The organism is Halomonas sp. THAF12 (genome assembly GCF_009363675.1).
In the GTDB taxonomy this organism is placed as follows: domain Bacteria; phylum Pseudomonadota; class Gammaproteobacteria; order Pseudomonadales; family Halomonadaceae; genus Halomonas; species Halomonas smyrnensis.
In genome coordinates this window covers 2,625,658-2,639,020 of record NZ_CP045399.1, presented here as the reverse complement: position 1 = coordinate 2,639,020, position 13,363 = coordinate 2,625,658, and the positions used below count along the sequence as shown (strand labels likewise).

13 protein-coding genes are annotated in these 13,363 nt (G+C 66.1%); 12 read left to right on the top strand and 1 reads right to left on the bottom strand.

The window, feature by feature from the left end; genetic code table 11:
• Nucleotides 1–146 precede the first annotated feature (146 nt).
• From FIU88_RS12175 to FIU88_RS12120, 12 genes are all read left to right on the top strand, one after another.
• A complete protein-coding gene (locus FIU88_RS12175; protein WP_016854482.1) occupies nucleotides 147–647 on the top strand; it encodes an Lrp/AsnC ligand binding domain-containing protein in 501 nt (166 codons plus the stop codon).
• 5 nt (nucleotides 648–652) lie between these two features.
• A complete protein-coding gene (locus FIU88_RS12170) occupies nucleotides 653–1,399 on the top strand; it encodes a molybdopterin-synthase adenylyltransferase MoeB (RefSeq protein WP_152479422.1) in 747 nt (248 codons plus the stop codon).
• A 138-nt stretch (nucleotides 1,400–1,537) separates the two neighbouring features.
• Nucleotides 1,538–2,572, top strand: coding sequence for a LacI family DNA-binding transcriptional regulator (locus FIU88_RS12165; RefSeq protein WP_367613877.1), 1,035 nt, complete (start codon nucleotides 1,538–1,540; stop codon nucleotides 2,570–2,572).
• 208 nt (nucleotides 2,573–2,780) lie between these two features.
• Entirely contained in the window at nucleotides 2,781–4,388 is a 1,608-nt protein-coding gene (locus FIU88_RS12160) for a sodium/solute symporter (RefSeq protein ID WP_152479420.1), read from the top strand.
• A gap of 224 nt (nucleotides 4,389–4,612) precedes the next feature.
• Nucleotides 4,613–5,923 carry a histidinol dehydrogenase gene (gene hisD, locus FIU88_RS12155; RefSeq protein WP_152479419.1) on the top strand — a complete coding sequence of 437 codons (1,311 nt, stop codon included), beginning with the start codon at nucleotides 4,613–4,615 and terminating at the stop codon, nucleotides 5,921–5,923.
• Between the two features lie 24 nt (nucleotides 5,924–5,947).
• On the top strand, nucleotides 5,948–6,700 hold the full coding sequence (locus tag FIU88_RS12150) for an SDR family NAD(P)-dependent oxidoreductase (protein ID WP_016854472.1): 753 nt from the start codon (nucleotides 5,948–5,950) through the stop codon (nucleotides 6,698–6,700).
• 20 nt (nucleotides 6,701–6,720) lie between these two features.
• Nucleotides 6,721–7,689 carry an ester cyclase gene (locus FIU88_RS12145; protein ID WP_152479418.1) on the top strand — a complete coding sequence of 323 codons (969 nt, stop codon included), beginning with the start codon at nucleotides 6,721–6,723 and terminating at the stop codon, nucleotides 7,687–7,689.
• 304 nt (nucleotides 7,690–7,993) lie between these two features.
• Entirely contained in the window at nucleotides 7,994–9,049 is a 1,056-nt protein-coding gene (locus FIU88_RS12140) for an ester cyclase (protein ID WP_172977716.1), read from the top strand.
• 147 nt (nucleotides 9,050–9,196) lie between these two features.
• Complete coding sequence (locus FIU88_RS12135; protein ID WP_152479417.1) at nucleotides 9,197–10,210, top strand: cupin domain-containing protein; 1,014 nt, start codon at nucleotides 9,197–9,199, stop codon at nucleotides 10,208–10,210.
• Between the two features lie 20 nt (nucleotides 10,211–10,230).
• Nucleotides 10,231–10,959 carry an alpha/beta fold hydrolase gene (locus FIU88_RS12130; protein WP_152479416.1) on the top strand — a complete coding sequence of 243 codons (729 nt, stop codon included), beginning with the start codon at nucleotides 10,231–10,233 and terminating at the stop codon, nucleotides 10,957–10,959.
• A gap of 14 nt (nucleotides 10,960–10,973) precedes the next feature.
• Complete coding sequence (locus FIU88_RS12125; protein WP_016854466.1) at nucleotides 10,974–11,675, top strand: RraA family protein; 702 nt, start codon at nucleotides 10,974–10,976, stop codon at nucleotides 11,673–11,675.
• Nucleotides 11,676–11,757: 82 nt separating this feature from the next.
• Nucleotides 11,758–12,774 (top strand): nuclear transport factor 2 family protein, encoded by a 1,017-nt coding sequence (locus FIU88_RS12120; protein WP_152479415.1) that lies wholly within the window; start codon nucleotides 11,758–11,760, stop codon nucleotides 12,772–12,774.
• Here FIU88_RS12120 and FIU88_RS12115 read toward each other — a convergent pair.
• Nucleotides 12,765–13,346 carry a helix-turn-helix domain-containing protein gene (locus FIU88_RS12115; RefSeq protein WP_253742542.1) on the bottom strand — a complete coding sequence of 194 codons (582 nt, stop codon included), beginning with the start codon at nucleotides 13,344–13,346 and terminating at the stop codon, nucleotides 12,765–12,767. The genes FIU88_RS12120 and FIU88_RS12115 overlap by 10 nt on opposite strands.
• Between the last annotated feature and the right edge of the window lie 17 nt (nucleotides 13,347–13,363).

The following is a 13,363-nucleotide window of genomic DNA, read 5'->3' as shown; positions in this document are numbered from 1 at the left end:
GGCCCTCGGCCCTGTGGTACACGTTGAAACAGTAAAAAACGCCACTCACCGCCGCCTATTCATGTGTGAATCCCGAAAGCTCGCCGTTTAGCGGTGGTTTTCAGTAGAAGATTCGGCGGTGACCCGTTCGACGTTCCAGGACCACAATGAAAACCAAGACCCGTTCGCTCGACCGCATCGACTTAAAGATCCTGCGCTGCCTGCAGGACAATGCCCGCATTTCCTACGTCGACCTGGCCTCCCAGGTCGGCCTGTCCACCACGCCCTGCCTGGAGCGCGTCAAGCGCCTCGAGCGTGCCGGGGTGATCCGCGGCTACAAGGCCCTGCTCGATCCGCGGGCGCTGAAGGCCAACCTGCTGGTGTTCGTCGAGATCAGCCTGGAGACCCAGTCGCCCTCGGTGTTCGACGAGTTCCGCCGCGCGGTGGCCAAGCTGCCGCAGATCCAGGAGTGCCACCTGGTCTCGGGCCAGTTCGATTACATCCTCAAGTGCCGGATTCCCGAGATGTCGGCCTATCGCCAGCTGCTCGGCGAGGTGGTGCTGACCCTGCCCGGGGTCAAGGAGTCCAAGAGCTACGTGGTGATGGAGGAGGTCAAGGAGGAGTTCTCCCTCCACGTGCCGGACATCGAGGAATTCGAGGACAAGTGAGCGCCATGAACGACGACGCGCTGCTGCGCTACAGCCGCCAGATCCTGCTCGAGCAGATCGACATCGCCGGCCAGGAGCGCCTGCTCGCCGGCCATGCCCTGGTGATCGGCGCCGGCGGCCTGGGCTCGCCGGTGGCGCTCTATCTGGCCGCGGCCGGCATGGGGCGGCTGACGCTGGCGGACGACGACGCGGTGGAGCTCTCCAACCTGCAGCGCCAGATCGCCCACGGCACCGCGGACCTGGGCCGTGCCAAGGCCGAGTCCGCGCGGGAGGCGGCGCTGGCGCTCAATCCCGAGGCCGAGATCCGCGCCATCACCGAGCGCCTCGAGGGCGAGGCGCTGGCCGCGGCGGTGGTCGAGGCCGACGTGGTGCTCGACTGCACCGACCGTTTCTCTAGCCGCTACGCCATCAACGCCACCTGCCGGGCCGCCGGTGTGCCGCTGGTCTCCGGGGCGGCGATCCGCTTCTCCGGCCAGCTGGCGGTGTTCGATCCGCGCGATGTCGAGAGCCCCTGCTATGCCTGCCTCTATCCGCCCGACGACGGCGGCGACGAGGCGCTGAGCTGCGCCGAGAGCGGCGTGGTGGCGCCGCTGGTCGGGCTGATCGGCTGCTTCCAGGCGCTCGAGGCGATGAAGCTGGTCGCCCGAGCCGGCCAGGTGCATCGGGGGCTCTCCACCTTCGACGGCCTCAGCGGCCAGTGGCGGCATTTCCGCGTGCCGCGGGACCCCGCCTGCCCGGTGTGTGGCGCTTGAATCATCGTTTGTGGTCGATCCGGGGGCGCCGGCTTGGTGTCTGCGCGAGTGCGAGGGGCCGGCGTGGGCAAGCACTCGCGCATGGCAGAGGGCGGCGGAGAAAGCTGTTAACATTGATTACGTATTCTCAGTGAGCCGATGCCGATGAAGAGGAAGTCTGCCGTCACATCGCGGGATGTCGCCGAGCGAGCCGGAGTCTCGCAGTCGGCGGTGAGTCGCTGCTTCTCGCCCAAGGCCAGCATCTCCGAGAAGACCAAGCTCAAGGTGCTCAAGGCGGCCAAGGAGCTGGGGTATCGGCCCAACAGCATCGCCCGCTCGCTGATCACTCGCTCCTCGCGGACCATCGCCCTGGTGCTCTCGCACCTGGACAACATGTTCTACCCGCTGGTGGTGGAGAAGGCCTCACGTCGCTTCCAGGACGAGGACTACCACCTGCTGCTGTTCGTGGTGCCCGAGGAGGGCGATTTCGCCGGGGTCATGGACAGCATCCTGCAGAGCCAGGTCGACGGCATCCTGATGATGTCGGCCTCCCTGACCTCGTCACTGGCCCACGAGTGTGTCGAGACCGGCATTCCGGTGGTGCTGATCAACCGCAACGTGGACTTCGCCGGGATCAGCCAGGTCTACAGCGACAACTATCATGGCGGTTACTGGGTCGGCAGCTACCTGGCCATGGGCGGCCACGAATGCGTCGCCTACCTGTCGGGGCTCGAGACTTCTTCGACCAGTCGGCATCGCTATCTGGGGCTGGTCGATGGCCTGGCTTCGCTGGGCAAGCGGTGCCATGTGGTCGCTCAGGGTGACTATGACTTCGAGCAGGCCAGAGCGGCGACGTTGCAGTTGTTTGCCGAGCCCCCTTATCCCGACGCCATCTTCGCCGCCAGCGACCACATGGCCATTGCGGTGATGGAGACCCTGCGCGACGACCTGGGGCGTCGCGTGCCGGAGGACGTCTCGGTGATCGGCTTCGACGACACCCCAGTTGCCGCCTGGCCGAGCTATCGCCTGACCACGGTGCGCCAGCCCGTGGATCGCATGGTGGAGGAAGCGACCACGCTGTTGCTCAAGCAGATTCGCCAGGGTGACTTCAGTGCCGAGAACCGGGTGTTGCCGGTGACCCCCATTCTTCGCCACAGCGCTCGCCAGCCCGCTCGGGGAGTGGCTCCCGAGTGAATTCCCGCCCGCTCGGCTTAATCTTTAGTCGCAGCATGCGGGCGAAGGTGTCTCGGCAATACGATTTAACTCACTGACAGGTGACTTTTTCCGAGTGTCTCGAAAGAGGTACTGCGCCGCTGGAGTACTCCACCGCCCTTTGCAATCGTATTCAATTTGTGCCAATTTTTCCTCCACAGCCACCAACAATGACAACGGGGCATCACTGATGGAAAGTTTTGGGACGCTCAACTGGACGATCCTGATCGTCTATCTCATCGGCAACCTGGTGATGGGGTCGCTGCTGAGCAAGAAGGTCAACAGCGCCGAGGATTACTACCTGGGCAACAAGACCATTCCCTGGTGGGCCATCGGTCTGTCGGTGATGGCCACCTACGTCAGTGCCATGTCGTTCTTGGGCGGGCCCGCCTGGTCCTATGGCAGCGGGCTCGGGGTGATGATGATCCAGATCAACTACCCGCTGGTGGTGTTTCTGGTGATCACTCTGTTCCTGCCGTTCTTCTACAACAGCGGTGTGGCGTCCATCTACGAATATCAGGAGCGCCGCTTCGGCAAGAAAGCGCGGGGCGTGATGTCGATCATCTTCATGATGACCCAGACCCTGTCCTCGGCGGCGGTGCTCTATGCCACGGCACTGGTGTTGAGCTTCATCACCGGCGTGGATGTCGTTAGCGCGATCCTGGTGATCACCCTGATCGCCCTGGTCTATACCCTGATGGGCGGGATCAGCGCGGTCATCTGGACCGATGTGCTGCAGGCGGTGATCCTGCTGGTGGGGGCGGCGATCATCTTCTATGCCTTGCTCGACCACATGCCGCAATCGCTGGCGACCACCCTGGGCGAACTCAAGGCCGAGGGCAGAATGAATATCCTGGATTTCTCCTTCGATCCTCGGGTCGAGGCCACCGTTTGGTCCGGGGTCATCGCCATGGTGCTTTATCACGTCACCGTCTACGGCGCCAACCAGATGGTGGTGCAGCGCGCGCTGGCTGCCAGGAACATCGGCGATGCCAAGAAGTCCTTCCTGCTCATGGGCTTCGCCGCCTTCTTCATCTATTTCCTGTTCCTGCTGCTGGGGGTGCTGTTCTACAGCTATTACGGTGGCCGTGAGTTCGACAACAGCAACACCATCGTGCTGCAGTTCGCCGCCGACTATGGTCTGCCGGGGCTGTTGGGCATCGTCGCCGCCGCGGTAGTGGCCGCCTCCATGTCCAGTCTGGACTCGGCGCTCAACTCGCTCGCCACGGTGACCACCCTCGACTTCTACGAGAAGTACTTCAAGAAGAACGCTTCCTCGGCCCACTACCTGAAGGCTTCCCGCTGGTTCACCGTCGGCTGGGCGGTGCTGATCATCGTGCCGGCGATCCTGTTCGCCCAGAGCGAGGGCTCGGTGTTGCAGCTGCTGACCAAGGTCGGCTCATACTTCGTCGGCGCCAAGCTGAGCATGTACGCCCTGGGCTTCTTCTCCCGGCACACCACCGAGCGGGGGCTGCTGATCGGGGTGGCGGCCGGCTTCGTGGCGGTGTGGTATGTGGCCACCCAGACCGAGGTCGCCTGGCCCTGGTTCTGCGCCATCGGCGCGGTGGTCAACGTGCCTGTGGCGCTCGCCGCCAGCCTGCTGCTGGATGGCCGCCAGGGAGAGCTCTCGGCCTATACCATTCAGGGGCAGAAGGCGATGTATCGTGAGCGTAACCTGCCGGCCAAGGATCAGGGCTGGTACCTGATTCCCGGCAAGGTGGACCGCGTCAGCTGGTTGCTGGTGGTGTTCTTCCTGGCCACGATGCTGTTCCTGTACCTGTTCGCGGCATGGATCTGATCCCCGCCCGAGCCTGCCCGCGATGACGGGCAGGTCCGGCGACCCCGGGGCGAGAGGTGCGACGAAGGGAGGAGAAACTTCTGTTTGCATTCGTATGCATAGAATGCCAGATTGCCAGCAGCCCTATATCGAGATCGGCGCCGCGTGACCTCTGAGTCAGCCCTGGGCCGCGAGCGACGGCGCCGAATCCACCATCACTACCCTGTAACTCCCGAGGTGAATCCATGATCCGTTATCTCAAGTCCGGCGCCACCCAGGATGTGCGCGCCGAAGCCGACCGCAAGGTGCGCGACGTCGTCGAAACTACCCTGGCCGATATCGAGGCCCGCGGCGACAGCGCCGTGCGCGAACTCTCCGAGCGCTTCGACGGCTGGTCGCCGGAGAGCTTCCGCCTGACCCAGGAAGAGATCGATCGGGCGATCGGCGAGGTCGACCCCCAGTCGCTGGAAGACATCCGCTTCGCCCAGGCGCAGGTTCGCCGTTTCGCCGAGGCTCAGCTCGCTTCCATGCAGCCGGTCGAGATCGAGAACAGCCCCGGCGTGATCCTCGGCCACAAGCATGTGCCCATCGAGGCGGTGGGGTGCTACATCCCCGGTGGCGGCTATCCGATGGTGGCCTCGGCCCACATGAGCGTGCTGACCGCCAAGGTGGCCGGCGTCAAGCGCGTGGTCGCCGCGGCGCCGCCCTACAAGGGCAAGGCCCACCCGGCGATCGTCGCCGCCATGCACCTGGCCGGCGCCGACGAGATCCTGGTGCTCGGTGGCGTTCAGGCGGTGGGTGCCATGGCCATCGGCACCGAGAGCATTGACGGTGTCGACATGCTGGTCGGCCCGGGCAATGCCTTCGTCGCCGAGGCCAAGCGTCAGCTGTTCGGTCGTGTCGGCATCGACCTGTTCGCCGGCCCCACCGAGACCCTGGTGGTCGCCGATGACAGCGTCGATGGCCTGCTGTGTGCCACCGACCTGCTGGGTCAGGCCGAGCACGGCACCAACTCGCCCTGTGCGCTGCTGACCAATTCCGAGGCCCTGGCCCGCGATACCGAGACCGCGATCGCCGAGTTGCTCGAGAAGCTGCCCACCGCCGATGCCGCCCGTCAGTCCTGGGAGGCCTACGGCGAGATCATCGTCTGCGACAGCCATGAGGAAATGCTTCAGGTCGCCAACGACATGGCCTACGAACATGTCCAGATCATGACCGAGAACGCCGACTGGTACCTCGACAACATGGTCAACTACGGCGCGTTGTTCCTGGGGCCGCGCACCAACGTCGCCTACGGTGACAAGGTGATCGGTACCAACCACACCCTGCCCACCAAGAAGGCGGCGCGATACACCGGTGGCCTGTGGGTCGGCAAGTTCCTCAAGACCTGCACCTACCAGCGCGTGCTCACCGACGAGGCCTCCGCCCGCATCGGTGGCTACTGCTCGCGGCTCTGTGCCCTTGAAGGCTTCGCCGGTCACGGCGAGCAGGCCAACGAGCGCGTGCGCCGCTACGGCCAGCGCGACGTGCCCTATGCCGGCCAGGTGGAAGCCTGAGGCGGTCCGATTGAGGAGCCAATCATGACGCTACCCCAGACACCGAGCCAGCGGCTGGATGGCCGCACGGCACTGATCACCGGGGCCAGCAAGGGCCTGGGGCTGGCGGCGGCCTGCGCCCTGGCCCAGGTCGGCGCCAAGGTGATCCTGGTGGCCCGTGACCCCGCGGTCCTCGAGGAGGCGGTGGCGGCGCTGACCGCCGCCGGCCACTCGGCCGAGGCGCTGGTCCTGGATGTCACCGATACCGCGGCGGTGCGCGAGGCGCTCAGCGGCCGACGCATCGATATCCTGGTCAACAATGCCGGCACCAATCGGCCCAAGCCGATCGACGAGATCAGCGAGGATGACTATGCGGCGGTGATGGACATCAATGTGCGGGCCGCCTACTTCCTGGCCCAGACCGTGATCGCCTCGATGCCGGAGGGCGGCTCGATCATCAACATGTCGTCCCAGATGGGCCACGTGGGCGCGGCCGACCGCAGCCTCTACTGCGCCTCAAAGTCCGCGGTGGAGGGCATGACCCGGGCCATGGCCGTGGAACTCGGCCCCCGTGGCATCCGCGTCAACAGCGTCTGCCCGACCTTCGTCGAGACGCCGATGACCCGGCCGTTCTTCGAGCAGCCGGGCTTTCGCGAGGCGGTGCTGGCGAAGATACCGCTGGGGCGTCTCGGCCGGATCGAGGACATCATGGGCCCGGTGGCCTTCCTCGCCTCGGACGCCGCCGCCCTGGTGACCGGCAGCGCGCTGATGGTCGACGGCGGCTGGACGGCCCACTGAAACCCACAAGGAGACATGGCATGAGCCTGACCGGTTTCGACGCGCAGTTCGTCGATCTGCGTGACTACATCTTCAAGATCACCGAGTGGATCTGGGAGGGGCGCGGCATCGACCTGATCCGCGACTACTACGCCGAGGACTGCCCGGTGAAGACCCCGGGAGGCGCCTTCAGCGGCGTCGAAGGAGTGATCCGCGGTACCCTGGAGACCCTCCAGGAGTTCCCCGACCGCACCCTGCTCGGTGAGGACGTCATCGACAGCGAGGATGCCCCGGGCACCTACTATTCTTCGCACCGCATCTTCTCCCACATGACTCACAAGGGGGAGGGCGCCTTCGGTGCGCCCACCGGCGTGCGGGCCGGCGTCATGACCATCGCCGACTGCCTGTGCCGGGAGAACCGCATCGTCGATGAGTGGCTGGTCCGCGACCAGGCCGGTCTGGCCCGGCAGCTGGGGCATTCCCCGGCGGTGCTTGGCGAGGCCCTGGCGGCCAAGGCCGCGCTGCCCGACGCCGAGGCCCTGGTGGAGCGCTGGCGGGGCCCCGATGGGGACCTGGACATCGACGCCCTGGGGCCGGTGGCCGTGCGCTATCGGGATCTCTGGCAGCACGCTCGTCTCGAGCGCCTGCGCGACGGCTACGACCGGGCCATCGATGCCAAGGTGCCGGGAGCGCGCACCCTGCGTGGCCACGATGACCTGGAGCGCTTCTGGTTCGGCTACAAGGGCGCCTTTCCCATGGGGTCGTTCCGCATTCATCACTGGATCGATCGTGAAGACGCCGGCGAGCCGCGCCGGGTGGCGTTCCGCTGGTCGCTTTCCACCCCCCATCAGGGCGGCGGCGTCTTCGGGCCGGCCAGCGGCGCCCCGGTGGTGCTGCTCGGCATCACTCATGCCGAGTTGCGCGGCGACACCGTGGTACGCGAATGGCACCAGCTCGACGAGATCGCCATCCACGCCCAGATCGCCCAGCACCGTCAACAAAATGCCTGATGTCAGGGGGCGGGCGGCGAGTGCGACCGCCGAACTAGCGCTGGATGCCGCTGGTGTCTTTACCCCTCACCAGGGGCGATCGCATCGCTCCTGGGCCATCTCGACGTTGAGGTGGGTCGTGGTGAGTGGCGGGGCACAAGGCGGCCTCAAGTGATTTCATATTCAGCAGGAATTCTGGCGCGAGGTTGTTCTGTTCCCATTACCGGGTATCGGTATAGAGAGCGTGATGGGTGCTCCAGACCGCGAGGGTTGGCGAGAAAACCAGGCTTGGCGGCAAGAATGTGTGCAATGGAGAGGTTGCAGAATGACGACGGACACTCATACCCGGAATAAATCGCTGATTGCCCCGATGCGGGAAGCGATGCGCGATTTTAGCGAGAAAGGCGTGCGGACCGCGCTGGAGGGGCTGATCGCCCCGGACGCGGTGGTGCACATGTGCCACCCCTTCGGCGATCTGGCCGGTCCGAAGGCGCTTTACGACAGCTGCTATGCGCCGCTGTTCGAGTCCATGCCCGACCTGGAGCGCCGTGACTGGATCGTCATGGGCGGGCGCACCGAACATGGTGGTGACTGGATCGGTTGCGGGGGCCATTACTATGGCACCTTCGTGAAGCCCTGGTTGGATATTCCACCGACCGGCCATTTGACGCACATGCGCTTCCATGAATTTTATCGCTTCGAGGAAGGCCGGGTCGTCGAGATCCAAGCCATCTGGGATATCCCGGAGGTAATGATGCAGGCAAAGGCCTGGCCGCTGGCGCCTTCGCTCGGTCTCGAATTCTGCATCCCCGGGCCGGCGACGATGGATGGCGTTGTGCCGGGCCCCTGGGACGAGGAGCAGTCACAGGCCTCCTGCCGTCACATCGTAGAGATGCTGGACCATATGACGAAACACCCCGGCCAGGGCGGGCCGGAAGTGATGGAGATGCCCAGGTTCTGGCATGAGCGGATGAACTGGTACGGGCCGGCCGGCATCGGCACGGGCCGTGGCATCGCCGGCTTCCGCAACTGGCACCAGATTCCCTTCCTGAGCGGCATGCCCGACCGCGGACAGTATCTGGACGAGATCAACTATCACTTCTTCGGCGATGGCGATTACGCGGCGGTCACCGGCTGGCCCAACATGATGCAGACGGTGACCGACGACGGCTGGCTGGGGATCGCGCCCTCGGGCAAGAAGATCGCCATGCGGTCGCTGGATTTCTGGCGATTGGAAGACGGCAAGATCCGGGAAAACTGGGTGACGGTCGATCTACTGGATGCCTATCGCCAGCTGGGCGTGGACGTCTTCGCGCGTCTGCGCGAATTCAACAAGGCTCGCGTGGTGGGGGAGATTCCCTTCCCCGTAGGCGAGGCCTGACATGACCACTTACCTCGGCACCTCCCGGTGCCGCCTTCATCACAGGGTCGACCTCGAAGACGTCAGGGTGGCGCCACGCGAATGGCGTCATCTCGACGAGATCGCTATCCACGCCCAGATCGCCCAACACCGACAGCAGGAGGCCTCATGACCTGGACCCTCGACACGCTGCGCCAGCGCCGGGTGCGTTACGACGACCTGGTGCCCTGCCGCAATGCCTTCATCGATACCCGCTCGCCGGGCTCCGATCGCAAGGAGAACTTCACCATCATCGGCCCCGGGGTAGCAGAGAGCGCCGACCAGCACGTGCATATCTCCGAGCCTCACGGCTTCAACGTCGGCGGCGCCCGCCAGCCCGATGGCTGCCTGAACTCCCAGCACTCCCACGAGGGTGCCGAGGTGTTCGTGGTGCACACCGGGCGCTGGCGGCTGTTCTTCGGCCCGGAGCGGGAAGAGGGCACCCTGGACATCGCCCCGGGCGACGTGGTCAGCGTGCCGACCCAGATGTTCCGCGGCTTCGAGAAGCTCGATGCCGGGACCGGCTTCCTGTGGGTCGTGCTGGGCGGTGACGACCCGGGGCGGGTGCGTTGGGCGCCCAGCGTCTTCGACCTGGCCGAGCATCATGGGCTGGTGCTGCTCAAGAGCGGCCGCCTGGTGGACCGTGCCGCCGGCGAGACCATCCCCGAGGACGAGGAGATCGAGACCGCCCCCGACGCCGAAGAGATCGCGCGGCTGGTGACGCCTTCGCCGGAGCGCCTCGCCGAATGCATGGTGCGCCACGAGGCCTTGCGCGGCAACGCTGACGCCGTGCTCGCCGCCCCCGGCGTCGAGGAGTGCGGCGTCATCGCCCCGGCGGCCAGCGGCGACGGCTTCGGGCCGGGGCCGATCAGCGGCTGGTGGCCCCATGGTTTCCAGCTGCGCGTGCTGCGCGTCGCCGAAGGGGCCGTGACCCCGGACTACCACTGCGACGAACCGGAGGTGCTGTTCGTGCAGTCCGGCGGCGTGCGTCTGGTCAGCGAGGCCGGCGAGCTGGCGCTGGGCACCGGCGATACCTTCACCTCGCCCCAGGGCTGGACGCATCGCCTCGAGGCCGATGCCGACGCCGAGGTGGTCGTGGTGCGTGGCGGGGATGCGCCCACCGGCCCGCGTCGCGCTGCCTGAAGGGCAAAGAAGGACTACGTATGCATAATGTGACCCGGCGACAGCCGCTGCTGCTGATTCCCGGCACCCTCTGCGACGAGCGGCTGTGGGCACCCCAGGTCGAGGCCCTGGAAGGGCGGGCCGATATTCGGGTGCCGCGCCTCGATGCCAGTGACGATCTGGAAGCCCTGGCCCGAGACATCCTCGACCAGACGCCCTGGCCGCGCTTCAGCGTCGCCGGGCTGTCGATGGGCGGCATCCTGGCGCTGGCGCTGATGCGCCTGGCGCCGGAGCGCATCGAGCGGCTGGCGCTGCTCGATACCAACCCCTTCGCCGAGGCGCCCGAGCGCCGGGCACAGCGGGCCGACGACATCGCCCAGGCCGAGGCCCTGGGCATGGCCCGTTATGCCGGCGAGGTGCTGGCGCCGTTGTATCCCGCCGAGGGCGCCGCCGTGGACCCCGAGCACAGTGCTCTGGTGGTGGCCATGGCCGAGCGCGGTGGCCTCGAGACCTTCCGGCGTCAGGCCATCGCCCTGCGCGATCGTCCCGACGGCAGCGCCGCGCTTGCGTCCATTTCCGTGCCGACCCTGGTGCTGTGTGGCGACGGCGACCGGCTGTGCCCGGTATCCCGGCACACTTATCTGGCCGATCATATCCCCGGAGCTGAGCTGGTGATCCTCGAGGGGGTCGGCCATCTGAGTACTCTGCAGGCCCCCGAGGCCGTCAACCAGGCGCTGGCGCACTGGCTCGAGCGCTCATCTACCCCCTAGACCCGGAGAGACCCATGGCCCTGAGCCCGGAACTGCTGAACGAACTGCGGCGCTTCGACACTCCCACGGTGGCCAATGCCCTCGACCTGGTGCGTGGCACTCGCAGTGCCGAGGGCTTCAGTCGGCTGCCGCTGGTGGCCGCCGACCCCGGCGCCGCGCCCCTGGTCGGCTATGCTCGCTGTGCGAAGATCCGCGCCCTGACGCCTCCCGAGGAAGACGCCGCGGTCATCCGCGAGCGGCGCCTCGCCTATTACCGCTATGTCGCCGACAGTCCAGCCGATTCGCTGATGGTGATCGAGGACGAGGATGGCGAGGAAACCGTGGGCGCCTACTGGGGCGAGGTCAACACCTGCCTGCACAAGCGCCTGGGCGTCGATGGCGTGCTCACCAATGGGGTGATTCGTGACCTCGACGACCTGGAACCGGATTTCACCGTGCTGGGCGGCCGAGTCGGCCCCTCTCATGCCTATGTGCGGGTCACCGCCGTCGATGTGCCGGTCAGGGTCTTCGGCCTGGATATCGCCCCCGGCGATCTGATTCATGCCGACAAGCATGGCGCGGTGCGGCTGACCCCGGACGAAGCCCAGGCGCTGCCCGAGGCCATCGCCACGATCATCGGCGCCGAACAGGAATTGCTGGCCAGCGCCAGAGTGCCCGGCTTCGATTTTGATGCCCTGTTGGAGGCCTGGGAGGCCTTCGAGAAGCGTCGCGTCTAGGCCTCTTCCTCGTCCCTGGCCGCGCTCGGTGTCGTCGATACCGGGTGCGGCCGTCGTCTGTTTCTCGATCCCGGAGAATGTCATGACCACCCATCAAGCCAACAAGGCCCTGATTCTCGAGTTCTATCGCGAGCTCGAGGGGGCCGATGCCGAGACGGTCGGCGGCATCGTCGATCGTTATACCTCCGCCGACTACCAATGGCACGGCGTCCATCCCTTCGAGGAGCAGCATGGCGCCGAGGCCGTCACCGATGCCTTCTGGCGGCCTTTCCTCGCCGCCTGGTCGTCGGTTCAGCGGCGCCAGGATGTGTTCTTCGCCGGTACCAACACCCGCGACGGTACCGACTGGGTGGTCAGCATGGGCCACTTCATGGGGCTCAGGGATCGCCCCTGGCTGGGTATCCCGGCGACCCGCAGGATCGGCTTCCTGCGCTATGCAGATTTCCATTGCATCCGTGATGGCAGGATCGTTCGCAGCGGCTTCTTCTGCGACATCATCGACGTGATGCATCAGGCCGGCATCAATCCGCTGCCACCCCAGACCGGCGCTTCCTTCGTCTACCCCGGCCCGCGGACACATGATGGCCTGTTGTTCGAGGCCCAGGACCCGGCGGCGGGGGAGAAGACCCTGGCGCTGGTCAACCGCATGGTCGACGACCTGACCGCCCTCAACCTGAGCGGCGATGACCTGCCGCCACCGGAGCTGCTGGCGCGCAGCTGGCACGATGACATGATCTGGTATGGCCCCGCGGGCATCGGCGCGACCTACACGATTCCCCGTTACCAGGAACAGCACCAGCTACCGTTTCGCACCGGGCTGACCGGCAAGGTCTTCAATGGCCACGTGACGCGCTTCGCCGAGGGTGACTACGCCGGTTTCTTTGGCTGGCCGAACCTGACCAATACGCCTATCGGTGGCTTCCTGGGGCTGCCCGGCAGCGACGTTCGCGCCGACATGCGGGTGGTGGACATCTACCGCCGCGAGGGCGACAAGCTGGCCGAGAACTGGGTGCTGATCGACCTGCCATACTGGTTGAAGCAGCAAGGCCTCGACATCCTCGAGCGCACCGCAGGGCTGGTGGGCACCGACTACTCGTAGGTCACCACCAGGAAGGCCAGCAGTTCCTCCTCGCTGTCGTTCTCGATGGTGTGTTCCTGGTCGGCGTGGTAGTGGGCCGAGTCGCCCACGCCCAGTTGGCATTCGTTGTCGCCGGCGATCACTCGGGCGCGTCCCCGAGTGATCGTCAGTAGTTCCCGGGTGCCCTCGAAGTGGGGGGCGCTATATAGCTGCGCCCGGGGCGCGATGCGTAGCTCGTAGAATTCGACGCTTTTCTCCAGGTGCAGTGGCGAAAGGGTGCGAATCCGGCACTCGCGGTCGTCTCGGAACAGGTGGGTCGCGTCGTCGCCGCGGACCACTTCGATGGTGGAGGCGGTCCAGGGTTGGTCGACCAGGTCGCCGATGCTAAGGCCGAAGGCCTGGGCGATGCGCAGGGTCACCGCCAGGGTGGGGTTGGCTCGCCCGCGCTCGATCTGGCTGAGCATCGAGCGGCTGACGCCGCAGGCCGAGGCCAACTGGTCGAGGGTCAGGCCGCGTTTCTTGCGCAGGGCGATAACGCGATCGCAGAGCAATTGGCCGCCATGCTCCGGCGGCAGGGGGGAAGTCGTTGGCACCCTGGTCTCCTCGAGTA